This is a genomic window from Nocardia amamiensis, from assembly GCF_015477605.1.
Classification (GTDB): domain Bacteria; phylum Actinomycetota; class Actinomycetes; order Mycobacteriales; family Mycobacteriaceae; genus Nocardia; species Nocardia amamiensis_A.
In genome coordinates this window covers 504,240-525,324 of the sequence record NZ_JADLQX010000001.1, presented here as the reverse complement: position 1 = coordinate 525,324, position 21,085 = coordinate 504,240, and the positions used below count along the sequence as shown (strand labels likewise).

The 21,085-nt window shown below is 66.4% G+C and carries 24 protein-coding genes; 14 read left to right on the top strand and 10 right to left on the bottom strand.

What is annotated here, in order from left to right; all coding sequences use genetic code 11:
• Positions 1 to 513: 513 nt before the first annotated feature.
• Complete coding sequence (locus IU459_RS02375) at positions 514 to 1,515, top strand: Rv0361 family membrane protein (RefSeq protein WP_228837184.1); 1,002 nt, start codon at positions 514 to 516, stop codon at positions 1,513 to 1,515.
• 95 nt (positions 1,516 to 1,610) lie between these two features.
• Complete coding sequence (locus IU459_RS02370; RefSeq protein WP_195127734.1) at positions 1,611 to 2,654, top strand: fused (3R)-hydroxyacyl-ACP dehydratase subunits HadA/HadB; 1,044 nt, start codon at positions 1,611 to 1,613, stop codon at positions 2,652 to 2,654.
• Positions 2,655 to 2,694: 40 nt separating this feature from the next.
• Here IU459_RS02370 and IU459_RS02365 read toward each other — a convergent pair whose 3' ends face one another.
• Positions 2,695 to 2,985, bottom strand: coding sequence for a DUF6968 family protein (locus IU459_RS02365; RefSeq protein WP_195127733.1), 291 nt, complete (start codon positions 2,983 to 2,985; stop codon positions 2,695 to 2,697).
• A 1,043-nt stretch (positions 2,986 to 4,028) separates the two neighbouring features.
• On the opposite strand from IU459_RS02365, the gene IU459_RS02360 reads away from it, so the two are divergent.
• The 4 genes from IU459_RS02360 to IU459_RS02345 all read left to right on the top strand — a co-directional run bounded on the left by IU459_RS02360 (position 4,029) and on the right by IU459_RS02345 (position 6,732).
• On the top strand, positions 4,029 to 4,364 hold the full coding sequence (locus tag IU459_RS02360; protein WP_195127732.1) for a hypothetical protein: 336 nt from the start codon (positions 4,029 to 4,031) through the stop codon (positions 4,362 to 4,364).
• Positions 4,345 to 4,869 (top strand): DUF6879 family protein, encoded by a 525-nt coding sequence (locus IU459_RS02355; protein ID WP_195127731.1) that lies wholly within the window; start codon positions 4,345 to 4,347, stop codon positions 4,867 to 4,869. Before IU459_RS02360 ends, IU459_RS02355 begins: the two co-directional genes overlap by 20 nt.
• Positions 4,866 to 5,690 carry a helix-turn-helix domain-containing protein gene (locus IU459_RS02350; protein ID WP_195127730.1) on the top strand — a complete coding sequence of 275 codons (825 nt, stop codon included), beginning with the start codon at positions 4,866 to 4,868 and terminating at the stop codon, positions 5,688 to 5,690. The genes IU459_RS02355 and IU459_RS02350 overlap by 4 nt, the downstream gene beginning before the upstream one ends.
• 106 nt (positions 5,691 to 5,796) lie before the next feature.
• Positions 5,797 to 6,732, top strand: coding sequence for an inositol monophosphatase family protein (locus IU459_RS02345; RefSeq protein WP_195127729.1), 936 nt, complete (start codon positions 5,797 to 5,799; stop codon positions 6,730 to 6,732).
• 47 nt (positions 6,733 to 6,779) lie between these two features.
• On the opposite strand, the gene IU459_RS02340 is transcribed toward IU459_RS02345, so the two are convergent.
• On the bottom strand, positions 6,780 to 8,237 hold the full coding sequence (locus IU459_RS02340; RefSeq protein ID WP_195127811.1) for a DUF4185 domain-containing protein: 1,458 nt from the start codon (positions 8,235 to 8,237) through the stop codon (positions 6,780 to 6,782).
• A 281-nt stretch (positions 8,238 to 8,518) separates the two neighbouring features.
• Here IU459_RS02340 and IU459_RS02335 point away from each other — a divergent pair, with 281 nt between their 5' ends.
• Together IU459_RS02335 and IU459_RS02330 are read left to right on the top strand one after the other, a co-directional pair.
• Positions 8,519 to 8,752, top strand: a complete 234-nt coding sequence (locus tag IU459_RS02335; protein ID WP_195127728.1) for an excalibur calcium-binding domain-containing protein — start codon at positions 8,519 to 8,521, stop codon at positions 8,750 to 8,752.
• Positions 8,753 to 8,790: 38 nt separating this feature from the next.
• Entirely contained in the window at positions 8,791 to 9,111 is a 321-nt protein-coding gene (locus IU459_RS02330) for an excalibur calcium-binding domain-containing protein (protein WP_324198702.1), read from the top strand.
• On the opposite strand, the gene IU459_RS02325 is transcribed toward IU459_RS02330, so the two are convergent.
• Both IU459_RS02325 and fbaA read right to left on the bottom strand, forming a co-directional pair.
• Positions 9,108 to 10,226, bottom strand: a complete 1,119-nt coding sequence (locus IU459_RS02325) for a BTAD domain-containing putative transcriptional regulator (protein WP_195127727.1) — start codon at positions 10,224 to 10,226, stop codon at positions 9,108 to 9,110. The genes IU459_RS02330 and IU459_RS02325 overlap by 4 nt on opposite strands.
• A gap of 30 nt (positions 10,227 to 10,256) precedes the next feature.
• Positions 10,257 to 11,291, bottom strand: coding sequence for a class II fructose-bisphosphate aldolase (fbaA, locus tag IU459_RS02320; RefSeq protein WP_195127726.1), 1,035 nt, complete (start codon positions 11,289 to 11,291; stop codon positions 10,257 to 10,259).
• 300 nt (positions 11,292 to 11,591) lie between these two features.
• Between fbaA and IU459_RS02315 the strand changes: the two genes are divergently transcribed.
• Both IU459_RS02315 and IU459_RS02310 read left to right on the top strand, forming a co-directional pair.
• A complete protein-coding gene (locus IU459_RS02315; protein WP_228837269.1) occupies positions 11,592 to 12,257 on the top strand; it encodes a DedA family protein in 666 nt (221 codons plus the stop codon).
• Between the two features lie 52 nt (positions 12,258 to 12,309).
• Entirely contained in the window at positions 12,310 to 12,987 is a 678-nt protein-coding gene (locus IU459_RS02310) for a DedA family protein (RefSeq protein ID WP_195127724.1), read from the top strand.
• On the opposite strand, the gene IU459_RS02305 is transcribed toward IU459_RS02310, so the two are convergent.
• The 3 genes from IU459_RS02305 to IU459_RS02295 all read right to left on the bottom strand — a co-directional run bounded on the left by IU459_RS02305 (position 12,968) and on the right by IU459_RS02295 (position 15,398).
• Positions 12,968 to 14,053: a glycoside hydrolase family 76 protein gene (locus IU459_RS02305; RefSeq protein WP_195127809.1), complete on the bottom strand. Its 1,086-nt coding sequence runs from the start codon at positions 14,051 to 14,053 to the stop codon at positions 12,968 to 12,970. The two genes, IU459_RS02310 and IU459_RS02305, sit on opposite strands and share 20 nt — an antisense overlap.
• Before the next feature lie 264 nt (positions 14,054 to 14,317).
• Positions 14,318 to 15,004: a TrmH family RNA methyltransferase gene (locus IU459_RS02300; protein ID WP_195127723.1), complete on the bottom strand. Its 687-nt coding sequence runs from the start codon at positions 15,002 to 15,004 to the stop codon at positions 14,318 to 14,320.
• A 55-nt stretch (positions 15,005 to 15,059) separates the two neighbouring features.
• The gene (locus tag IU459_RS02295; protein WP_195127722.1) at positions 15,060 to 15,398 is read right to left on the bottom strand and encodes a DUF4190 domain-containing protein; all 339 of its coding nucleotides are present in this window, start codon (positions 15,396 to 15,398) and stop codon (positions 15,060 to 15,062) included.
• Positions 15,399 to 15,487: 89 nt separating this feature from the next.
• Between IU459_RS02295 and IU459_RS02290 the strand changes: the two genes are divergently transcribed.
• The 4 genes from IU459_RS02290 to IU459_RS02275 all read left to right on the top strand — a co-directional run bounded on the left by IU459_RS02290 (position 15,488) and on the right by IU459_RS02275 (position 18,728).
• Positions 15,488 to 16,858 (top strand): sensor histidine kinase, encoded by a 1,371-nt coding sequence (locus IU459_RS02290; RefSeq protein ID WP_195127721.1) that lies wholly within the window; start codon positions 15,488 to 15,490, stop codon positions 16,856 to 16,858.
• Positions 16,859 to 16,914: 56 nt separating this feature from the next.
• On the top strand, positions 16,915 to 17,568 hold the full coding sequence (locus IU459_RS02285; protein ID WP_195127720.1) for a LuxR C-terminal-related transcriptional regulator: 654 nt from the start codon (positions 16,915 to 16,917) through the stop codon (positions 17,566 to 17,568).
• Positions 17,569 to 17,641: 73 nt separating this feature from the next.
• Positions 17,642 to 18,220, top strand: a complete 579-nt coding sequence (locus IU459_RS02280) for a Uma2 family endonuclease (RefSeq protein WP_228837182.1) — start codon at positions 17,642 to 17,644, stop codon at positions 18,218 to 18,220.
• Positions 18,221 to 18,281: 61 nt separating this feature from the next.
• On the top strand, positions 18,282 to 18,728 hold the full coding sequence (locus IU459_RS02275; RefSeq protein ID WP_195127719.1) for a hypothetical protein: 447 nt from the start codon (positions 18,282 to 18,284) through the stop codon (positions 18,726 to 18,728).
• Here IU459_RS02275 and IU459_RS02270 read toward each other — a convergent pair.
• Genes IU459_RS02270 through pyrE form a run of 3 tightly spaced genes read right to left on the bottom strand, consistent with a single transcriptional unit; the run spans position 18,712 to position 21,084 of the window.
• Positions 18,712 to 19,419 (bottom strand): lysoplasmalogenase family protein, encoded by a 708-nt coding sequence (locus IU459_RS02270; RefSeq protein WP_195127718.1) that lies wholly within the window; start codon positions 19,417 to 19,419, stop codon positions 18,712 to 18,714. The two genes, IU459_RS02275 and IU459_RS02270, sit on opposite strands and share 17 nt — an antisense overlap.
• Positions 19,420 to 19,423: 4 nt before the next feature.
• On the bottom strand, positions 19,424 to 20,482 hold the full coding sequence (locus IU459_RS02265) for a beta-ketoacyl-ACP synthase 3 (protein ID WP_195127717.1): 1,059 nt from the start codon (positions 20,480 to 20,482) through the stop codon (positions 19,424 to 19,426).
• A 50-nt stretch (positions 20,483 to 20,532) separates the two neighbouring features.
• Positions 20,533 to 21,084, bottom strand: a complete 552-nt coding sequence (pyrE, locus tag IU459_RS02260; RefSeq protein ID WP_195127716.1) for an orotate phosphoribosyltransferase — start codon at positions 21,082 to 21,084, stop codon at positions 20,533 to 20,535.
• Position 21,085: the final 1 nt, after the last annotated feature.

Below are 21,085 nucleotides of genomic sequence, written 5' to 3'. Positions count from 1 at the left end.
GAACGGAAGACCGAACCGGACCGGACAGACGCCGATTCCTCCAGCGCGCCGGATGCCGGTTCCGCACCGGGCGGGACAGCATCCGCGGACCGCACCCAAGTGATCAGGCGCGACCAACTCCCGTCCAGTTCGGCAGCCTCCGGCACCCCCGCCTCGAAAGAGGCTGCGCCACGAGAGAACCAGCCGGTCAAGGACAAGCCTGCCCCCGGCACCGACCCGAAGTCCGGGGCCGCGGGCGCGCCGAACGCTGGATCCGCACCGGGTGGGGCAGCACCCGGGGACCGCACCCAAGTGATCAGGCGCGACCAACTCCCGTCCAGTTCGGCAGCCTCCGGCACCCCCGCCTCGAAAGAGGCTGCGGCGCGAGCGAACCAGCCGGTCAAAGGCCAGCCAGCCCCCGACGCAAAGTCCGGGACTGGCGCCGCAGCAGGTGCGAAGAACCAGGCACCCGCACGAACACAAGCGAGTTCGTCGGCGGCAACCGCGGCGGCCGACGCTCCTGACGCCGAAGCGATGACGGCGGCGATCCCGCAGAACGATCCGACTCGAGCGAGCGAAGACGCCGCGACCGTCGTGATGCGCAAGACTCCGAGCGCCGCGGAGCCGAAGGCGGCGGCACCCGCCGAACCCGACGAGCAGAACCCCCCGGGTTCGGATGACGTGACCATGGCGATGCCGGTGGTCGACCTGGACGACGCCAAGACCGTCGCGCTGCCGATCCAGCGGCCCGCCGACGGCGGTCGGGCAGGCACCGATCGTGTGGTCGCGCCGGCGGCGGGACCGGTGCCGATCACGAAGCCGCCGAGCACCCCGCGCCCTGCGGGCGGTCCCAAGCAGCCCGGACCGCACGGTCCGTCGGCGCCACCGCAGCACGGACCAGGAGTCGAGGAGACCCGCCCGTCCCCGCAACGATCGCCAGGCATCCCCCGACAGGTCGCCACAGCCCCGTCGCCCGCGGACGTCCAGAAGACCGTCCCCGCGCAGTCGATGGCCGGTCCCCGTCCGCAGCCGATCGCGCCGCCGCAGCGCATCGCTCCGCCACAGCAGCCCGGCGCCGCACCGTCGGGCACCGCGCGGTCCAATCGTCGGCTGATCGTGCTCGGCGGGGCGGCCGCGCTGGTGATCGCGCTGGTCGCGGTGATCGTGTCGCTCGTCACGATGTCCGGCGACAACTCCCCCGAGGCGCAGGTGCGGGCCACCATCACCGACTACACCGATGCTCTGAAAACCGGCGACCTGGCCACCCTGCGTTCGACCACCTGCGGACCGTTGCACGACTTCTACCAGGGCATCCCGGACGACCAGTTCGCCGGCGTGCACAAGCTCTCGGTCGAGCGCAAGAACATCCCCGTGGTGGACAGCATCGACGCCATCCGCATCACCGACGACACGGCCATCGCTCAGGCCACGGTGTACACCGAGGCCGACCCCGCAAAGCGGTCGCAACGCACTTTCGACCTGCAACGCACCGGCGATGGATGGAAGGTCTGCGACCCGCCCTCCGGTACCCAGTAACCCACCAGCGTGATAGCAGAGCAGCATCGATGCCGGTCGCGCGCGTCACACATACCTGGTCAACGGTCCGGCTCGCCAGTAGCATGGCCCGGATCATGGGCAGGGAACAAACGATGGCGCGGCCGGATATCGACGCGGTTCCGGCAACGCCGGCCGGACAGCGCTTCCGGGTAGAGGATCACTACGAGGTCGGCCGGGAGAAGGTCCGCGAGTTCGCCCGTGCGGTGCAGAACCAGCACGCGGCGCATCACCACGAGTCCGCCGCACGCGCGCTGGGCTATCCCGGGATCATCGCTCCGCCGACCTTCGCGTCGGTGATCGGGATGACCGGAACCAGGGCACTGCTCGATTCGGTACTCACCGACTACGACCTGTCCCAGTTCCTGCAGACCGACCAGATCTTCGAGATCTACCGGCCGATCCTGGCCGGCGACCGGATCACCAGTGAGATCGTCATCGAGTCGATCCGCCAGTTCGGCGACAACGACTTCATCGTCGTGCGCTTCGCGCTGATCAACCAGCACGACGAGGTCGCCATCGTCGGGTCGACCACGATCGTCGCGCGCCGCGGCGCCGAGGTCGACGCCAACCTGGCCGACGTGATCGAGAACATCATGATGCACGGGCGTCCGGCCGAATCCGACGGCGACGCTCTGGTCGCGCTCGGCACGAGCCCGCTGGCCGAGCCGGCCGATTCCGGAATCGCGGCGGTACACACCGTGCCCGCGTTTGCCGATTTCGTCCCCGGCGACCTGCTGCCGGTCGGCAGCTCCCGCCTGACCCGCGGTGACCTCGCCAACTACGCGGGCGTCTCCGGCGACGCCAATCCGATCCATTTCAGCGACCACGCCGCGCAGGTGGCCGGGCTGCCGACGGTGGTCGCCCACGGCATGCTGACCATGGGCCTCGCAGGCGGCTATCTCACCTCCTGGCTGGGCGACCCGACCGCCATCCGCAAGTTCAGCGTCCGCTTCTCCGGCTTCGTCCCGGTCGCCGCCGACGCGGCGAGCACAGTGGAATTCACCGGCCGCATCAAATCGCTCGACCCGAACACCCGAACCGCCACCATCCTGCTCGGTGGCGCCTCAGAGGGTCGCAAACTGTTCGGTCGCGCTCTCGCCGAGGTGCGGCTCCGCTAGGCGCTCACGGCGGTAAGGGCTTCGTCAGCCGAAAACGGCGCTACCGCGCAGCTGGGAAGCCCAGATCAGCGCTCCCGTTGTAGGTGTACAGCTCCTCTCGTTGAGCCAGAAGCCGACCAGCGAACGACATAGCAAGCAACAGCGCTTGCACCGAGTCGCCGCCATAGATCCGCCGAGTGAACGGCTCCGGCTCCATTCCGTCAATGCGGACACCGCAGGACCACGCTCCGCTGTCGTCCTGTACCGGCTTGCCGAACGTCACCGTCACTGATCGGCCGCCTTGGCGCAGCTCCCGGCTTGCGATCGGCTCACCCAGCTCGTCGATCTGCATGTTCGAGACTCTAATCATGGTCGCACCGGCGCCTGTCCTGACATGTGCTCGAACGGAGGGCTGACCTTGCCCGCAAGGCAGTCGGCGTACCACCGCGCGGCGACTTCATAGCAGCCGCTCCGCTGGGACCGTTTGCACTCCGGGATAAGCGTTTGGTAATACCACATGTCGCAGTACTGTTTCTCAACCTCAGAGGGACCGGCTTTGCCCACAACGGTTTTGGTGCAGTGTGACGCGGCAACGGTTGGTTGAGCCGCCGCTGCGGGCGCAGCAGGCTGCACAGCGAGAACGCTGGCGACGATGGATGCGAAAAGGGTTCGCATGATTCCCCCACGGAATCGGAAATGGAACAACCCCGAAGGCCATTGGAAGCGCCGGGTTGCCTGTGACCATCTCTCTAGCTGATGAGTCCTAGAGAGACCATGACGAAACGCGTGTTGTGCTGTCAGTCGCGCGGGCGGTGCCCGCTGACGTGTCCGGATGCGAACCGTCATTGCTCTAGGTACAGCCGCTCATTCGGCAGCCGTGGAAGCCCTGCCGCGCTACCAGGGATCACGGTTACCGCGTCGACGTAGTACCGCTCGCGGTGTTCTCGCATGAACACTCGAGCAGCCAGGGCGCTCGCAGCGAAGTCCAGGCGGACCCCGTGTAACCACACGGACGGATGAACGTCGACGTCGGCAGTCACGGCCTGGTCTCCGTGTGGAGGTCACCGGTGCCGGGGGAGGCTTCACCCCGGCACCGGGAGTCCTTATACGCCCACTCGGCCATCGCATCGGCAAACAGCCAAAGCATCAGCAAGGGCGGGGTTTCCGCCTGTCCGGGAGGGACCTTGTAGGCACCCGGAACCCGTTGCGGTAACACAGCCATCGAGTGACCTCCTAGCGTCGCGTGCTGGTCACAGACGCTATGGACAGGTACTGGGCTGTGACCAGCGGTTTGTAGATTTTTGCAGCAATTTGGGTCGAATCATTGACCTGACCTGCGAATCGGGGGGACGCTCATATCGAGTTACTTCAAACTCCGACTGTGAGGTACACGCCATGAAGCTCCGCTTCCTCGGGAAGAACACCCGTAACAACGGATCTCCAACCTTGTGGGCATCGGATCGGAACACCTACGTCGTGTTGGGCTGGGATGTGCTAGGCAAGGACTCTCGGCACATCGAGATCCCCCACCCGTTGTTGGCCTACCTCGAGCGGGGCACCTGTCTCGGCACCTTGCTCCGAGACAGCGGACACGGGACCTTCTACCTCGAAGGTGAGCCGGTCACCGATCCGGCCGCACTGGCGATAATCAAGTCGCCAGCCGGTGAACGCAGCATCGAGGTACCAATGGGAAAGGAAATCCGTCCGGACAATGCAACTTCTTACCACTGAAGAACAAGAAGAGTTGTTCAGAAAATGCCGGGAGAGAGCTTTTCACCTGGAGGTACAGGACGCTTATGCGGTAGAGGACGAAGCCGAAGCCCTGGCGAAGTTCCTTGAAACCGGGGAGTTCGAGTACGACCCGGAATGGGAGCACTGGGACAACCTTGTCCGCGAAGTCACTAGTTCCGGGCGAGTGATCCAGCGTGTTCGCGTAGTAACCGAACCTCACGCCGACTATACGAGGTTCTTGCACGCAACCACGGTTAGCAATATCGAATCTGGTGAGGAGATTCGCTGGTTGCCACGACACACCGTAGACCCTGCCGAACTGACTGCAGACGATTGGTGGGTGCTTGATAATGACACAGTGGTCTTCACCGCCTTCAGGCCAGACGGAAACCTCGCGGGTTTCGCAGTAACAACCGACTCGTTCATAGTCCGACACTGCTGCGCTGTTCGTGACTATGTTTGGCATCTGGCCATACCGCATGTGGAATACCGAATCAAGCAGTGAGTAGTATCCAGCAGGCAAGAGAGACACTCGGAGCACGGCTACGTGAACTCCGGAAGCAATCCAACCTGACGGGCCTAGAGCTGGCTGGGCTCGCAGGTTGGGACAACTCGAAGGTATCTCGCTACGAGCACGGCAAACAGACCCCGACCGAGCAGGATATTCACAAGTGGTGTGAGATCACAGACGCTCCGCTTCATGTCCCGGACTTGATTGCGTCGGTACGAAATATCGAAGCCGCCTATATCGAGTGGAAGCGGATACAGTCCCATAATGCTCAGAAGAAAACCGCCGCTATGGAAACCAGCGCAAAGCTGATTCGGGGATACGACCCGGGCCTGGTACCCGGGCTCTTGCAGACCCCGGACTACGCGACCGAAGTCCTTCGGGAGTGCATTCAATTCATAGGCGGACCCGACGACTTGCAGGCCGCTGTCGCCGTGCGGATACAACGCCAAAGCGTGTTACGCAAAGGCCCGAGAAGGTTTCACTTTTTGATTGCAGAACAAGCGCTCTATACGACAGTCGGAAGCGATGAGATCATGGTCGGTCAGCTCGAACAGTTGCTGACCTATGTTCGTTCATCTCGGCTGGCTCTGGGTATCATTCCGCGTACAGCTCGGTTCCGGTGTCCAGCTACCAACTTCCTCCTGTACGACCATCGACAGGTCCAGGTCGAAACCGCGACCGCCGAATTGTCGATAGTGCAGCCTCGCGAGACAGCGCTTTACGAGAAGGCGTTTCAGATACTCGCAGCGCAAGCCGTAAAGGGCGAGTCTGCGCGTAACCTTATCCGAAAGGCCCTCGAAATAAGGGCTGGATAGCCCGCACCCGTCGCAGTGGTCATATCTGACCGGAACCTGGGGAGGCCCGACATGCATCGAACCCCCGCTGGAGCTGCGATGGCACCCGAAGAGAGGCGGTCGCCCGATGAATGGTTCGATCACGATTCCCGACCTCGCACAACGCATCGCCGGGGTAGTGCGCCAGATGATCGGAGAAATCCGTCCACGACTGATCGAAGCTGCGCTGACCGGCCGCCGCGGAGAAAGCGAGAATTTACGCCATACCGACAACTTTCTGTCAGAGTATGACCTGTGGATGCACCAGCGCTACAAAGAAGTCCTGATCGAGCACATCCCGTCGTTCGTCTACGCGTCGGAGGAAGCTGATCCGGAAGTCATCGGAGATGAAGCCGAGCCGGATTTGTGCGTGCTGGTCTGTCCCCTCGATACCAGCGAGCTGGCCGTGCGCGGACTGTACGGCTATACGCATGTCATGGTGTACTCACGCACGTTGGCTCGGCCTGTCGCCGCAGTGGTCGGCGATATCTTCCATAGTATCCAGATATATCTGGCGGCCCGCGATGACAGTTGCAATGATCGAGCGTTCATGATCACTGCGGATGGCGACGAACATGTTCTCGACAACCCCTCGCGCACAAGTCTTTCCGAGGCCCTGGTCACCAATTACATGATGCGTCCCGAACTACGATTCCAACCCCTCGCCGAGCAGCGGAAATTTATGAGCGCGTTGAGCGTGCCGTCTCCTGATGGAAAAGCAAGAGGCCGTATCGGCGTCGATTTCGGCTCGATCGGCTTATGTCATGTAGCGGCCGGATTTTCCGACGCTATGATCGAATTCGCAAAGGGGTTCGCAATCTGGGACCTGTCGCCTGGCCACTACATTCTTCACGCCGCGGGCGGTACCGTGATCGATCTGCACGGAGCACCGATCCCGCTGGACTACGGGTTGAGCTCGTTATCTGAAATCAAGACGGCAATGAACAGGCGGCAAAGATTCATTGCCGCCGGAAATCCTGATCTCGCGAGCGAAATCCAGACAACGCTCCACGTGAGACCGTGAGCACCGGCGACCGGCCTGATTTGCCGACCCCAGGCGCCGTGACTGGATTACTCGGCAAGCACGGAATGCATCAGGTACACGTTGTAATCGCTCCAGGTCGACAAAGTGAAGTAGAAGTCCGACCCCGACGACCACGGGTGGATGAAACCGCCGTACAGCTCGGGGTAATTGAACACGGTGACCGTCGGCGTACTCTCCGACCACGCGCCCTGCGGTGAATCCGCTTCGCGGACGACGATGGCGGCCTTGGCGGTGTCGAGGTAGCTCATCTGCCAGACGTTTCGGGCGGCGTCGTAGCGCACCGAGAGTTCGCCTGCCGGGCCGTTCACTATCGGTGTGGCCGAGGCGAATCCACCGACGGGGGTCCATGTGCCGTCCCGCCAGTACTGGTAGGCGGTGGTGTTGAGGATTTGATCCTGAGGTACTCGGGCCAACCCGACCGCGCCGAGACGCGTATTGGGGGTGCCGAACATGTACACGTATCCGCCGTGCGGAACCATCGCGCTCACTTGGAAATTGGCGAGGCCGAAGATGTTGTCCCAGCGGGCGTGCGGGTCCTTGGTCCAGGTCTGGCCGTGGTCGTCGGAGTAGGCGATGCCGCCGTAGTTGGTGAAGAACGTGCCGGGCGCGCTGTTCCAGGTGCGGATGGACATGTAACTCAGATACTGGCGCTCGCCGAGTGCGAAACCCGAGGTAGGGATGGTGGTGACTTCGACGTTGTCCAGCTTGCGGCTGGAGAGCACCTCGGCGGCGTGGCAGCGGTCGTCGGTGACCATCCGGTCATAGGTCATCCCGTCGGCGAGGTCGCGGTCGGTGCTGAACGCCAGCACGTTGCTGCGCCAATCCAGCCCCATGCCACCCGGCGGATGGAAGCCGCGTCCGACGGTATCGCCGAACACGGTCGCGATCTCACCCGGCGCGCTCTCCCACATGATGCCGAGATCGGTGCCGTCCACCTGCCAGCGTTTGTCGGTGCGGTTCACCGAGTTCGCGCCGGTCAGCTTGGCCACCTCACGTGCGGGGCTCAAGCGCGGCGCGGGCCGGGCGGGCGACTGCGCCGCCGGCTCGACCGGCGGCTGTGCCGGCGGAGGTGGCGGCGGCACCGGGCCCGGGTCCGGGCTCGGACCGGGAAGCGCGAAGTAGAAAGGCTTGGGATTCAACAGGATCTCCGGAATCCCGAGCTGCGCGGCGAGACCGGGTGGCGCGCCCGGCAGGTCGGTGAGGTCCGGGCAGGGGTTGGTGCACGGGTCCGGCGGCAGCTCCATCCGTGTCCGCGTGGGCGCGGGCTCCGGCGCCACGGGCGGAAGCACGGTGACCACCGGATAAGGAATCGGCACCTCGAGCGTCTTGGGCACCAGCGGCTCGTGGGTCGGCACCGGGTCGGTCGCGCACGGCCCCACGCCCACCGGGCCGTCCGGCGCCGCGGCGGCAGGTCCATCGGCGTAGACGAGCATTCCCGCGCCGACCACCATCGCGCCGACCGCGGCCAGCATTCGCATGGCCATCGCCAACCCCTCGAAATCCGTTGTGGACACGAACCTTGCGGACACGAACCAGCGGACCGACCCTACCTCCTTCGGCTTTCGGAAGGGTGCACACCGACACGCCGATTTAAGAGGAATACTCTGCTACATTTTCCCGAGGTGGCGGGCGGCCCCGCCACCGGGCACCTCGTGACGGCTCCCGCCAAGGGGGCTGGACGTCCGAGCGCAGCTCCGGAATAGTTCGAACCCATTGCGGCCGAGCGTGTTCCAACGCGCCAGCCCTGAACCGAGGACTGATCACCATGAAGACCACCCTGCTGCGTACCGTGCTCGGCATCGCCTCGGCCTGCCTGCTCACCATCGCGGTGCTCGTCCTCGGATTGTCCGTGGCCGCGGCCGAACCGGGCGACGCAGCGCCGACCTACTACAAGAACTGCGCCGCCGTGCGCGACGCGGGCAAAGCGCCTTTGCTGCGCGGCGAACCGGGCTACGCACCCCACTTGGACCGGGACAACGACGGAATAGCCTGCGAGTGAACAGGCACAGCGGCCGATCCGGGGAGCAGGATGGAGAGGTGAGTAACTCAGTTCTCCGCCTCGCGCCCGCGATCGGGGCGGCGCTGCTGGCGGCCGGGGCCTGCGTGCTGGTGCCGCCGGCGGCATCGGCCGCCCCGCAATCCGCTGTCGTGATCGCCGGTCCGCACGACGATCATCCGATTCCGCATAATCGCTCCGGCCCCCGGGAAGACCACTCGTCGCCGGAGGAATCCGAGTCGCACAAGATCTATACCGATTGCGACCAGGTCCGCGCGGAGGGCGTCGGCCCGCTCTATCGCGGGCAGCCCGGCTTCAACGCGCATCTGGACCGGGACGGCGACGGGATCGCCTGCGACTAGTGCACGGCCTGAAAGGTCAGGATCGTCGCGCCGATCCGGATCTGGTCGCCGTCGGCGAGCAACGCGCCGTGCTCGATCGGATCGTCGTTGACGAACACGCCGTTGGCCGAGTGCAGATCCTTGATCAGCAGTCCGGCGCGGCTGGGCATGATGTGCGCGTGGTAGCGGCTCGCCCGCGGGTCCTCCAAGACCAGGTCGTTGTCGGTCATCCGGCCGATGCGCAGACCGCCCTGCGCGATCGCCACCACCCGGCCGTTCGGCAGGCGCAGCTGACCGCTGCGCACCGCGCGCGGCACTTCGGTGACCGTCTCGGTCATCGCCGCGGCCAGCCGTTCGACCTGACGGAGTTCGACCGTGCTCAGCGGCTCCTGCCGCAGCACCCGCTGTTCCAGATCGATCAGCGCGGGCCCCGGGTCGATGCCCAGTTCGTCGGCGAGGACTCCGCGCACCTTCCGGCACGCTTCCAGCGCGTCCGCCTGACGCCCCGACAGATACAGCGCGGTGATCAACTGGCCCCACAGCGGTTCGCGCAGCGGCTGCTCGGTGGTCATCGCGACCAGCTCGCCGATCACCGACGACGCACGACCACAGGCTATTTCGGCGTCGATCCGCGCCGAGGCGGCCAGCAGCCGCTCCTCGTCCATGGCGGTGGCGAAGCCGTCGGCGAATTGCAGACCGGCCAGATCCGACAGCGCCCGGCCGCTCCATTCGCGCAGCGCCGAGGCGAACAGCTGGGCGGCGCCCGCGTGATCGCCCGCCTCGGCGGCGCGAGCGCCCTGTTCCCGCGCCGCCTCGAAACGGCCTAGGTCGCAGGCACTCTCGTCGATCTCCAATCGATACCCGGACGACTCGGTGCGCAGCACGGTAGCCGGGTCGACTCCGGAATTCCGCAGCGCCTTGCGGATATTCGAGACGAAAACCTGCAGGCTGGCGGCATAGGAGTCGGGCGGATCCTCGTTCCACACCATATCCGCGAGAGCGGCCGACGACACCGCACGCCGCCGATTCACCGTGAGCGCGGCGAGCAGAGCTCGCGGTTTGGGCCCGCCGACCGCTACCGGCTCACCGCCGACGAGCAGTCGCACGGGCCCGAGCACGCGCACATCCAGACTCATGTGCACTCGAGCCCCTGAGGGGTATCAGGGTCAGGCGCTGATCGAGCGTCCGGCGGACTTCAGGTCGTTGCACGCCTCCAGCACGCGCGCCGCCATCGACGCCTCGGCCTTCTTCAGGTAGCTGCGCGGGTCGTAGGCCTTCTTGTTGCCCACCTCGCCGTCGATCTTCAGCACGCCGTCGTAGTTGCCGAACATGTGCCCGACGACCGGCCTTGTGAACGCGTACTGGGTGTCGGTGTCGACGTTCATCTTCACCACGCCGAAGCGCAGCGAGTCCTCGATCTCGGACTTCAGCGAACCGGAGCCGCCGTGGAAGACGAAGTCGAACGGCTGCGCGTCGGCGGACAGCCCGAGCTTGGCCGCGGCGACGCGCTGGCCCTCGGCCAGCACCGCGGGCTTGAGCACCACGTTGCCGGGCTTGTAGACACCGTGCACGTTGCCGAAGGTGGCCGCGAGCAGGTACTTGCCGTTTTCGCCCGCGCCGAGCGCGTCGATGGTCTTCTCGAAGTCCTCCGGCGAGGTGTAGAGCTTCTCGTTGATCTCGGCCTCGACACCGTCTTCTTCGCCGCCGACGACGCCGATCTCCACCTCGAGGATGATGTTGGCGGCGTGGGTGGCCTTCAGCAGTTCCTTCGCGATCTCCAGGTTCTCGTCGATCGGGATCGCGGAGCCGTCCCACATGTGCGACTGGAACAGCGGGTTCTGCCCGGCGTTGACCCGCTCCTGGGAGATCGCGAGCAGCGGGCGAACGAAGGTGTCCAGCTTGTCCTTCGGGCAGTGATCGGTGTGCAGCGCGATGGTCACGTCGTACTTGGCGGCCACGACGTGTGCGAACTCCGCGAGCGCGACCGCACCGGTGACCATGTCCTTCACACCCTGGCCGGAACCGAACTCGGCGCCGCCGGTGGAGAACTGGATGATGCCGTCACTGCCCGCGTCCGCGAAACCCTTGATGGCCGCGTTGATCGTCTCCGACGACGTGCAGTTGATGGCCGGGAAGGCGAAGGAGTTGGCTTTGGCCCTACCGAGCATCTCGGCGTAGACCTCCGGAGTCGCGATGGGCACAGTAAGACCTCCGTAGTTGTTGCGGCAAAGACCTATTTTGTCAGTGTTCACCCTAAGGCAGCGGTGTTTCGCCTGGTATGCAGGGATGGAGTGGATAGTTGACTCGCGAGTAATTTCGCGCACAGCGCGAGCATTCTCCGGGGAAGCCGGTACTGTGGGGCCGGTAATTTGCGCTGGCAGCTTCCGACGCGGTGGCAAGCGATGCAGGCCAGCCGTATCGGGACAGGAGGCCACGTGATTCTGCAGGCAGCGACAGAATCGGTGACGAGCAACCTCGCGCTGACCGAGTTGCTCGACCCGATGCACCTGCTCACGGAGACGTGGCTGAAGAACGCGGTGCTTCCGGCCATCCTGGTGATCGTTTTCATCGAGACCGGCCTGCTGTTCCCGCTGCTGCCCGGCGACTCGCTGCTGTTCACCGGCGGCCTGCTGGCGGCGCAGCCGAATCCGCCGGTGTCGATCTGGGTGCTGGTGCCCGCCACCGTCCTGGTCGCGTTCCTGGGCGACCAGTCCGGATACTGGATCGGCCGGGCGATCGGGCCCGCGCTGTTCCACAAGGAGGACACCCGGTTCTTCAAGAAGCATTACGTGACGGAAACCCACGAGTTCTTCGAGAAGCACGGGCCCAAGACGATCATCCTGGCCCGTTTCGTGCCGATCGTGCGTACGTTCATGCCGGTGCTGGCCGGTGTGTCCAAGATGGACTACCGCAAGTACGTCGCGTTCGACATCGTCGGCGCGATCCTCTGGGGCGGTGGCGTCACGGTGCTCGGCTATTTCCTCGGCAACGTCGCGTTCATCCGGGACCACGTCGAGGCGATCTTCCTGCTCATCGTGTTCGTGTCGATCCTGCCCGGCATCACCGCGGTGGCGAAGAAGCTGCTCGGCCGCAACGCGCCGGAGGCCGGGACGGCTGAGGCGGATACGGCCGAGCTGACCGCTTCCACCAGCGAGCCCTCGCGCTGAGCCGGTGTCTACGGCGCCTGCGCCCCTAGCTGTGGGCAGTTTCGATCCGCTGATGTCGGCGGGCCCCGCGCTCGTCTGGACAGTGGTGCTGACCTTCGTCTTCCTGGAATGCGCGGTGATCCTCGGGCTGTTCCTGCCGGGCGACTCCATGCTCGTCACCGCGGGCATCGTGATGGCGTCGCACGCCTCAGGCGAAGCACATGTGTGGGCACTGTCCGTGGGCGCGATGGTCGCGGCGATCGCGGGCAACCAGGTGGGATATGTGGTCGGGCAGCGCGCCGGACACCATCTGGTGGCCCGTAAGGACGGCAGGTACATCAACGTCCGTAACCTGCAGCGGGTTGCGGAGTTGCTGCATCGGCACGGGTTCGTCGCAGTGCTGGTCGCGCGGTGGATTCCGTGGGTGCGGACGCTGTGCCCCTCGGTCGCGGGCGCGGCAGGCATGGACCACCGCAAGTTCACCGTGGCCAGCACCATCGGCGCGATCGTCTGGGCGCCGGTGCTGTTGCTCATCGGCTATTACGCCGGCAGCTTCCTGGAACGGGTGCAGTGGCTGGAGCCGATCGTGATCGGCACGCTGGTGCTGGGCTTGATCATCGGAACGGTGCTCGGTGTGCGGCACTACCGGCAGGAGATGTCCCGGCCCGCCGAGGACTTCGATCTGGACGACGCGCCGACCGTGGTGCTGGAGGCCCAGCACTGCCCCGGGATCACAGACCCGCGGCACTGACCTGGTAGGCCGCCTCCATCAGCATCCAGCCGGACAACTGCACCGACATATCGCGCTCGGGCACCTTCGACGAGGTCACCGAACCGCCCGGAGTGAAGTATCCAGCTCCGACGCTGCCACCTGGTAGTTGCGCGGGCTTGCTCCAGTCGTGCCCGAACAGCGGCTCGCCCTCGACCTCGAGCCGGTTGGCCCAGGCCGCCGTGGCGGACGCGCGCACGATCGCGGCCGCCGCCCGGCGATCGGCTAGTCGTGCGGGGTCCTCGCCGGGCAGCGTCACGGCCACCACCGCCAGGTAACGGGCCAGGATGCCGTTGAACAGTCCGCCATCACCGCCACCCCCACCGTGCACGACGTCGTCCGTGGTCATGTGCTCCTCGACGGCACCGAGCAGCCGGTGCACGCGTTCGATGTGCCTGGCCTCGCCGGTCTGCACCGCCAGCTCGGTTTCCAGGCCGAGCGCCACGCCCTGGCAGTAGGTGAAGACGGGACGCTCGATCTCGCCGGAGGGCAGGTGGATGCCGTCGAGGATCAGGCCGGTCTCCTGGTCGCACAGCGTCGCGTCCAGCCAGTCGGCCATCTCCTTGGCACGCTGGATCCGCCCGAGGCGCACCAGTGCGATGGCGGCGGGCCCGTTGGCGGGCGCGTTGAAATAGTCCGCGCCGATGCGCCACGGCAGTCCACCGCCGATCTGCGGCTGCCAGCCCTCATAGAGGGTCTTCTCCAGCGCGGCCAACGCGCTGCGAACCGTGGTGCCCTGGGTTCGCTCGGCGCGTTCCAGCGCGATCGCCAGCCAGGCCATGTCGTCGTAGTAGCGGTTGGTCCAGCCGGTGAGATTGCGGATGCGGTGCGAGCGCGCCAGTGCGGCAAGACGCTTACGGCGCAATGGAGTCGGCACACGGTTGGCGGCGTCGACGGCGCAGTCGATCAGATGTGCCTGCCACCAGTAGTGCCACGAACCGAAGATTCGCTCGCGCTTGGTGGCCGGCCAGCCCACCACGCCCAGCGCCGTGCCCGGCAGCGCCCACAACGCGCGCAGGTGCCGCGAGACGATCGCGGACTCGGCCATGTCGGCGCGCCCGGACCACAGTGTCGCGGGAGCGACGGCATCCCGGCCCGCCGCCCGGGCACGGCCGGCCGGCGGGTGCGGTGCCGCGGAAGCCGGTTCGGCCTGCTCCGCGTGCGGCACGTCGAGATCGTCGCTCCGCGAGGTCATGACTCAATGGTGCCAGGATTGAACGCATTTATGCGTCCGATTTGTTACGAAAGCGATGTGAAATCGTGGTGCTTCGCTCCATAACCTGCAAGATCGCCTGCTCAGGCGCTCGGGCGCTCACCACGCTTTCGTGAGATCGGCGTGTTGCCGGATCCACGCGTGCATCGCGATTCCCGCGGCCACGCCCGCGTTGATGCTGCGGGTGGAACCGAACTGCGCGATCGACACCGTCATCACGGCGGCCTGTTTGGCATGCTCGGTGACCCCCGGACCCTCCGCGCCGAACAGCAGCAGGCATTGGCGCGGCAGCGTGGCCGTCTCCAGCGGTACCGAACCCGGCACGTTGTCGACGGCGACCACGGTGAGACCCGCGCGTTCACTGAAGGCCAGCAGCTCGCCGATATCCGCGTGATGCTCGATGTGCTGGTAGCGGTCGGTCACCATGGCGCCGCGCCGGTTCCAGCGCCGCCTGCCCACGATGTGCACGGCCGCGGCCGCGAAGGCGTTCGCCGTGCGGACCACCGTGCCGATGTTCGCGTCGTGCCCGAAGTTCTCGATCGCGACATGGAACGGGTGCCTGCGCCGATCGATGTCGGCGACGATCGCCTCCCGGCTCCAGTACCGATAGGCGTCCACCACATTGCGGCGGTCGCCACCCGCCAGCAGCTCCGGATCCAGACGTGGGTCCTCCGGCAGCGGCTCCGCGTGCTCGACGGCCCACGGACCGACGCCGTGCGAGTGCGCACCCCACTCCGTCGGCCCGGGTAGGTCCTGGTCCGTTGCGTCCGGCACTGGATGACTCACACCGACGATGCTAATTCCGGCCACCACGCCGACGACGGGTGGCCGGGCCTGGAACTCAGTAGCTGGACGAGCTTCCCGCGAAGGCGCCGACCAAGCCGAGCACCACGAAAAGCACGACGATCAACAGGCTGAGGATCAGCAGCACCGTAGCGATGATGCCGCAGATGTAGCCGGCGTTGACGTTGCCTCGGCCGCCGATGGCGCCACCGGACGCGTCGATCTCGTTGAGTGCGCGCTTGCCCATCACCCAGGCGAAGGGGCCCATGATCTGGCATAGCACCAGGCTCAGGATGCCCAGGATCAGAATCGTCGTGGCTTGCGGGTGGTCCGGCGGCGGTCCGTAGGCGCCATAGGCTGGGTAGCCGTACGGCGGCTGCTGCGGCGGGTAGCTCATCCGCAGGATGGTAGCGGTGTGGCTGGCTACACCACCATTCGGCGGCCAGCTCCCTCGAACGTTCGCGCCCAGGCGACAACCATGGAGCCATGACCGAGACAGACACCGAACCGACCCTCGTGCTCGAGCCGCCACCTGGCGAGCCGGAACCGGCTGAGCACGTGCTGCGCACCGTGCTGCTCGCGCCGTTGCGTGCCCGGTTCTGGAAGGAACTCGTCTATGTCCTCACGGTTTTCGTGCTCGGTTGTGCGGCCGTCGCCTACCTGTTCTTCGGCTTCGGCGGCGGCCTGTACGTCGCGATCACCATCGTCGGCCTGCCGGTGCTCGCGCTGGTGCTGCTCGGTGGACGGGTCTGGGGACGGATCTACCGCGCGCTGGCCAAAGACCTGCTCGGCGTCACCGTCACGCCGCCGCCACCGTTCGCGCCCGGACGCGGCGTCATCGGATTTCTCAAGGGTGCCTTCGCCGATCGCGTGAGCTGGCGGGCGGTGCTGTTCCTGCTCGCGCAAGCGGTGCTCGGCGTGGCGGTGGGGTATCTGGTGCTCGTCACGGTGGCGATGACCATGTTCACCGCGATCTCCCCGATCCCGTGGGCGCTGATCCACCCGACCAATGTCGACGAGAACGGTGTCGAGCACCAATCCATGGTCCAGTTCGGCGATTTCTACGTCGACAGCTGGCCGAAAGTGCTCGGGTTCGCGCTGCTGGGCATCCTGGGTTGCCTGGTGCTGCCCTGGCTGGTGCGCGGCGTCTGCTGGGTGCACGGCCTGCTCACCATCGCCCTGCTCAGCGCGACGGCGCGCGACCGCAGGGTGATCGAGTTGCAGGAGAGCAGGCGGACCGCGGTGGAAGATTCCGCGGCCACGCTGCGCAGGCTGGAACGCGACCTGCACGACGGGACGCAGGCCAGACTGGTCACCATCGCGATGGCGCTGGGTCGGGCCGAGGACCGGCTCGCGGCGGGCGGCGATCCCAGCGACCTGATCGCCGACGCGCACGCCAGTTCGAAGGAGGCGCTCACCGAACTGCGCGAGCTGGTACGCGGAATCCACCCGCCCGCATTGGAACTGGGGCTCGAACCGGCCCTGGAGACGCTGACCGCGCGCTGCTCGGTGCCGGTGGAGCTACGGGTGCACCTGCCCGAGCGTCCGAGCCCGGCCATCGAGGCGATCGCGTACTTCTCGGTCGCCGAGCTGCTGACCAACGTGGTGCGGCACGCACACGCCACCGGCGCGTGGGTCTCGGTCCTACCGCGCGACGCGCGGACCATCGCGGTGACCGTGCGCGACAACGGAATCGGCGGCGTGGTGCCGCCCGCGGACGGCGCGATCGGCGCGGGCAGCGGGCTGTCCGGTCTCGCGGCGCGAGCCCGCACCGTGGACGGAACGCTGACGGTGCAGAGCCCGGCGGGCGGACCGACCGTGGTGACCATCCTGTTGCCGCTGGCGGGGTCGCGATGAACGAGCACACACCGCCCGTAGCACATGACGGAGCCGAGCGCAGGCGAGGCGCAGAAATGAGCGACGGACTGCGCGTCGTGATCGCCGAGGACAGCGCCATTCTGCGCGACGGGCTCGCGGGGCTGCTCGCCGAACGCGGCCACGAAGTGGTCGCCATGGTCGGCGACGCGAGCACGTTGGCCGACGTGGTGGGCCTGCACAATCCCGACGTCGCCGTGGTGGACGTGCGAATGCCGCCCAGCTACACCGATGAAGGGCTGCTCGGCGCCATCGAACTGCGCCGCAAATACCCGATGACCGGCGTACTGGTGTTCTCCCAATGGGTCGAAACCCGCTACGCCACAGAGCTTCTCGCGGGTGGCGCGAGTGGCGTCGGCTATCTGCTCAAGGACCGGGTCGCCGACGTCAGGGAATTCGTGGACGCACTGCGCCGCGTCGCAACAGGCGGCACCGCACTCGACCCGGAGGTGGTGAGCCAATTGATGGGCGCCTCGCGTCAGCAGGATTCGCTGGCCCGCCTGACCCCGCGCGAAAGCGAGGTGCTCGAGCTGATGGCCCAGGGTCTGTCCAACAACGCCATCGCCACCGCCCTGAGCGTCACCGAACGGGCGGTGGAGAAGCACATCGGAAATATCTTCACCAAGCTCGATCTGCCGCCGTCCGATACGCATCACCGCCGGGTTCTGGCGGTATTGCGACTCAAAGGTTGACGAGGCTCTGCTTTGTCGACTTGCTGTGCAAGACTGGCCACAACGCGGTAGCCGTGCGGGGAGGGAGGAAGCGATGACCGTCGAAATGCACTGGCCTGATCATCTGCTGACCCTGGAGGACTGGATCGCGCTGCCGGAAGACAGCAGTCGGAGCTACGAGCTCGTCGAGGGGGTCCTGGTCGTGTCACCGAAGCCGGTGTCGCTACATCAGCGCGCGTTCTTGCGGCTGTCCGCACAGCTGGAACCGCAACTACCGCCCACCCTCGGTGTACTCGCCGACACGGAAGTGCTGATCGACGCAGGCCGACTGCCGACTATTCGAGTCCCGGACATCATCGTGGTGCCCGAAGCGGGCATCAATGCCAACCTGCCGCGCTGGAATGCTGCTGACGTGCTGCTCGCCGTCGAGGTCCTGTCGCCCGGTTCACGACGCACCGACCGAGTCACAAAGTTCTTCGAGTACGCCGAGGCGGGCATCAACTACTACTGGTTGATCGATATCGACGATCCCACAAGCCTCGCCGCCTATCACCTGATCGACGGCGACTACGAGTTGGTCGCGGAGCAATCCGGTCAGGTGACACTCGACGTCGCCGGAACACCGATCACCATCGATATAGCCGCACTGACCAGCAGTCGCGCCGGCCAATAGTGTTCCGCACCGGGTGCGACGGACCTATCCTGTAAGTCTGGCACTCGGGGTGGAGGCTGGCATGGATCACGAGCGGATACTGCACACGGTGCTCGGGGTAACGGCCGGGTATCTGGTGCTGCTGGCGTTGTGGCTGGGGTGGGTGGTGCATCGGACGCCGCCGGGGACCGTGCCTTATCAGATCGTCGCGTTGGTGGGATTGTTCGGATCCTGCGCGGGGATCGGGATGATTCTGGCGGCGCGACCATCGAAGGCCGATCGGAAGCTGTGGCGGCACGGCCTGGAAGGGTGGGCGACCGTCGAAGGCGTGCATCCGCTGCAGCGCACCGACCACTCCACCGAGCTCACCGAACTGGATCTCGAATTGACCGTGCCCGGATCGCAAAGCTATCGAGGGACGATCGTCTTCGATGTCACCCCGGCCGACAAACCCCGGTTCGCGGTCGGTGAGGTCCTCTCGATCCGCGTCGATCCGGCGAACCGGGACCGGATCATTCTGGTGCTGTGACCACGGTCCGCACATGCGCCTTCGGATCGGCGAGCAGATATTGCGCGGCGGCGTAGGTGGCCAGGATGACGCCTTCGGTCACCCGGCGAGCACCCGCACCGCGCGCGAACAACCGCCGCAGCACGATGAGCCCGTCGGAGACGGTGAACAGCAGCGCGCCGAGACCGAGGCGACTGCGCGGATCCGCGCCGGGAACATTCACGCCCGCAAGGTTTTTCGCCGCGGGCGCCAGCGCGGGATCGGAAGCCAACGCGGCCGCGGCGCCCAAGGTGACGCCGTAAGCCGCCAGCGGCGCGGCCACCGACGGCGCCTTCGCCCGCAGTAACCCGATCGCACCCAGCCAGGCCGCGACGCGAGGTACGACCGCCCCGGCGGTGGGCCTGCCGCCCTTCCGCCACCACAGCGCCGAGTATCCGGCCTGCATCACCGCGAATGACGACGCCCCCGCGATCAGCCGGCGGTCGTCGTCCGGGTCGATGAGCAAGATGTCGCCGACCGTCGCCGCGCCGAGCGACCCGATCAACACGGTGCGGTCGGTGCGCGGCAACTCGGCGCCCTGAGTCGCCACGTCGGCCGCGAGCAGCGGCATCAGCAGCGGCTTCGCGATCCACTGCGCCTTCTCCCGCCCGGTGACGGCACCGTAGACGGTGATCGCCGCCGCGACGAGGAACCCGGCTCGATACGGGCGCATCGGCTCAGAAGCTCGGCTCGGCCGGGGCGGGCGGCAGGGTGACCACCTGGCCCGCATAGCTCAGGCCCGCGCCGAACCCGAGCAGCAGCGCGGTCTGGCCGCCTTTGGCCTTGCCGGTTACCAGCATCTCTTCGATCGCGAGCGGGATGGAGGCGGCCGAGGTGTTGCCGGTGTTCTCGATGTCGCCCGCCATCGGGACATCGTCGGCCAGACCGAGGTTCTTCTTCATCAGCTCATTGATGCGGGCATTCGCCTGATGCGGGACGAAGACCTCGATGTCCTCCTTGGCCACGCCGGACACCTCCAGCGCGGTGGACAACGCCCGCGGCAGGGTGACCGCGGCCCAGCGAAACACCCGCGGTCCCTCCATCCGCAGCGACATCCGGCCGACCGGCTCGAGCTCCGGATCGAGGCCCTGCATGGCCTGGGCCCGGTGCATGTACTCCAAGAAGTCGATGTCCTGCATGATCGCGGCGGCGTTCTCGCCGTCGCTGCCCCACACGGTCGGCGAGATGCCGTTCTCCTCGCTCGGGCCGACCACCACCGCGCCCGCGCCGTCACCGAAGATCATCGCGGTGCCGCGGTCGGTGGGATCGAGCCCCACGGTCATCGTCTCCGCGCCGATGAGCAGGACGTACTCGGCGGAGCCGGAGCGGATCATGTCCGCGGCCACGCCGAGGCCGTACCCGAACCCGCCGCAGCCGGAGGTCAGGTCGAAGGCGGGGACGCCGTTCATCCCGATGTCGTAGGCCACCTGCGGGGCGCCGTGCGGAGTGAGCGTCAGCCAGCTGGAGGTGGCCAGGATCAGGGCGCCGATCTTGGACCGGTCGACGCCGCTGTTGACGATCGCGCGTTCCCCGGCCGCGGCGGCAATCGACCGCAGCGTCTCGTCACCGCTGATCCAGCGCCGATTGCGGACGCCGGTGCGCTCGTAGATCCACTCATCGGTGGAATCCAGAACCTCGCACACTTCGGCATTGCTGACCAGGCGTTTGGGTCGGTAAGCACCGATTCCGAGCATCGCAACGTTCTCGCGACTTCTATTGACTGCAATGCTCACCACTGGTGACTCACACGACCCTTCACCTTCTCGTACTCAGACCATCGACCAGGTTATCCCAGGGCGAGATCCTTCAAGCCGAGGATCGACCGGTACTCCAGTCCCTCCGCGGCTATCACCTGATCGGCGCCGGTTTCCCGGTCGACGACGGTGGCGACACCGACAACGGTAGCGCCTGCCGCGCGTAACGCGCGCACCGCGGTCACGGGTGAATTGCCGGTGGTGGTGGTGTCCTCGACGACCAGCACCCGCTTGCCCGCGACGTCCGGGCCCTCGATCTGGCGCTGCATGCCGTGTGACTTCGCGGCCTTCCGCACCACGAAGGCGTCGATCGGACGGCCCGGCGCGTGCATCACCGCAAGCGCGACCGGGTCGGCGCCCATGGTCAGGCCGCCGACCGCGTCGAAATCCCAGTCCGCGACCAGCTCGCGCAGCAGCTTGCCGATCAGCGGGCCCGCGCCGTGGTGCAGGGTCGCGCGGCGCAGGTCGACGTAGTAGTCGGCCTCCTTGCCCGAGGACAGCGTGACCCGGCCGTGCACCACCGCGAGCTCGCGCACCAGCGTGGCCAATCTGTCCCTGTCGTTGGTAATCACCTGGTCGATCATG

Excerpts from the sequence above, each read along its gene's own strand:
- IU459_RS02340 (WP_195127811.1), bottom strand. The coding sequence starts at position 8,237 with ATGGCCATGCGAATGCTGGCCGCGGTCGGCGCGATGGTGGTCGGCGCG.
- IU459_RS02305 (WP_195127809.1), bottom strand. The coding sequence starts at position 14,053 with ATGGCCGAGTCCGCGATCGTCTCGCGGCACCTGCGCGCGTTGTGGGCG.
- IU459_RS02325 (WP_195127727.1), bottom strand. The coding sequence starts at position 10,226 with ATGAGTCTGGATGTGCGCGTGCTCGGGCCCGTGCGACTGCTCGTCGGC.
- IU459_RS02295 (WP_195127722.1), bottom strand. The coding sequence starts at position 15,398 with ATGAGCTACCCGCCGCAGCAGCCGCCGTACGGCTACCCAGCCTATGGC.
- IU459_RS02310 (WP_195127724.1), top strand. The coding sequence starts at position 12,310 with ATGTCGGCGGGCCCCGCGCTCGTCTGGACAGTGGTGCTGACCTTCGTC.
- IU459_RS02355 (WP_195127731.1), top strand. The coding sequence starts at position 4,345 with ATGCAACTTCTTACCACTGAAGAACAAGAAGAGTTGTTCAGAAAATGC.
- IU459_RS02315 (WP_228837269.1), top strand. The coding sequence starts at position 11,592 with ATGCACCTGCTCACGGAGACGTGGCTGAAGAACGCGGTGCTTCCGGCC.
- IU459_RS02370 (WP_195127734.1), top strand. The coding sequence starts at position 1,611 with ATGGGCAGGGAACAAACGATGGCGCGGCCGGATATCGACGCGGTTCCG.
- IU459_RS02280 (WP_228837182.1), top strand. The coding sequence starts at position 17,642 with ATGACCGTCGAAATGCACTGGCCTGATCATCTGCTGACCCTGGAGGAC.
- IU459_RS02275 (WP_195127719.1), top strand. The coding sequence starts at position 18,282 with ATGGATCACGAGCGGATACTGCACACGGTGCTCGGGGTAACGGCCGGG.
- IU459_RS02285 (WP_195127720.1), top strand. The coding sequence starts at position 16,915 with ATGAGCGACGGACTGCGCGTCGTGATCGCCGAGGACAGCGCCATTCTG.
- IU459_RS02345 (WP_195127729.1), top strand. The coding sequence starts at position 5,797 with ATGAATGGTTCGATCACGATTCCCGACCTCGCACAACGCATCGCCGGG.
- IU459_RS02360 (WP_195127732.1), top strand. The coding sequence starts at position 4,029 with ATGAAGCTCCGCTTCCTCGGGAAGAACACCCGTAACAACGGATCTCCA.
- pyrE (WP_195127716.1), bottom strand. The coding sequence starts at position 21,084 with ATGATCGACCAGGTGATTACCAACGACAGGGACAGATTGGCCACGCTG.
- IU459_RS02270 (WP_195127718.1), bottom strand. The coding sequence starts at position 19,419 with ATGCGCCCGTATCGAGCCGGGTTCCTCGTCGCGGCGGCGATCACCGTC.
- IU459_RS02290 (WP_195127721.1), top strand. The coding sequence starts at position 15,488 with ATGACCGAGACAGACACCGAACCGACCCTCGTGCTCGAGCCGCCACCT.
- IU459_RS02365 (WP_195127733.1), bottom strand. The coding sequence starts at position 2,985 with ATGCAGATCGACGAGCTGGGTGAGCCGATCGCAAGCCGGGAGCTGCGC.
- IU459_RS02335 (WP_195127728.1), top strand. The coding sequence starts at position 8,519 with ATGAAGACCACCCTGCTGCGTACCGTGCTCGGCATCGCCTCGGCCTGC.
- IU459_RS02375 (WP_228837184.1), top strand. The coding sequence starts at position 514 with ATGACGGCGGCGATCCCGCAGAACGATCCGACTCGAGCGAGCGAAGAC.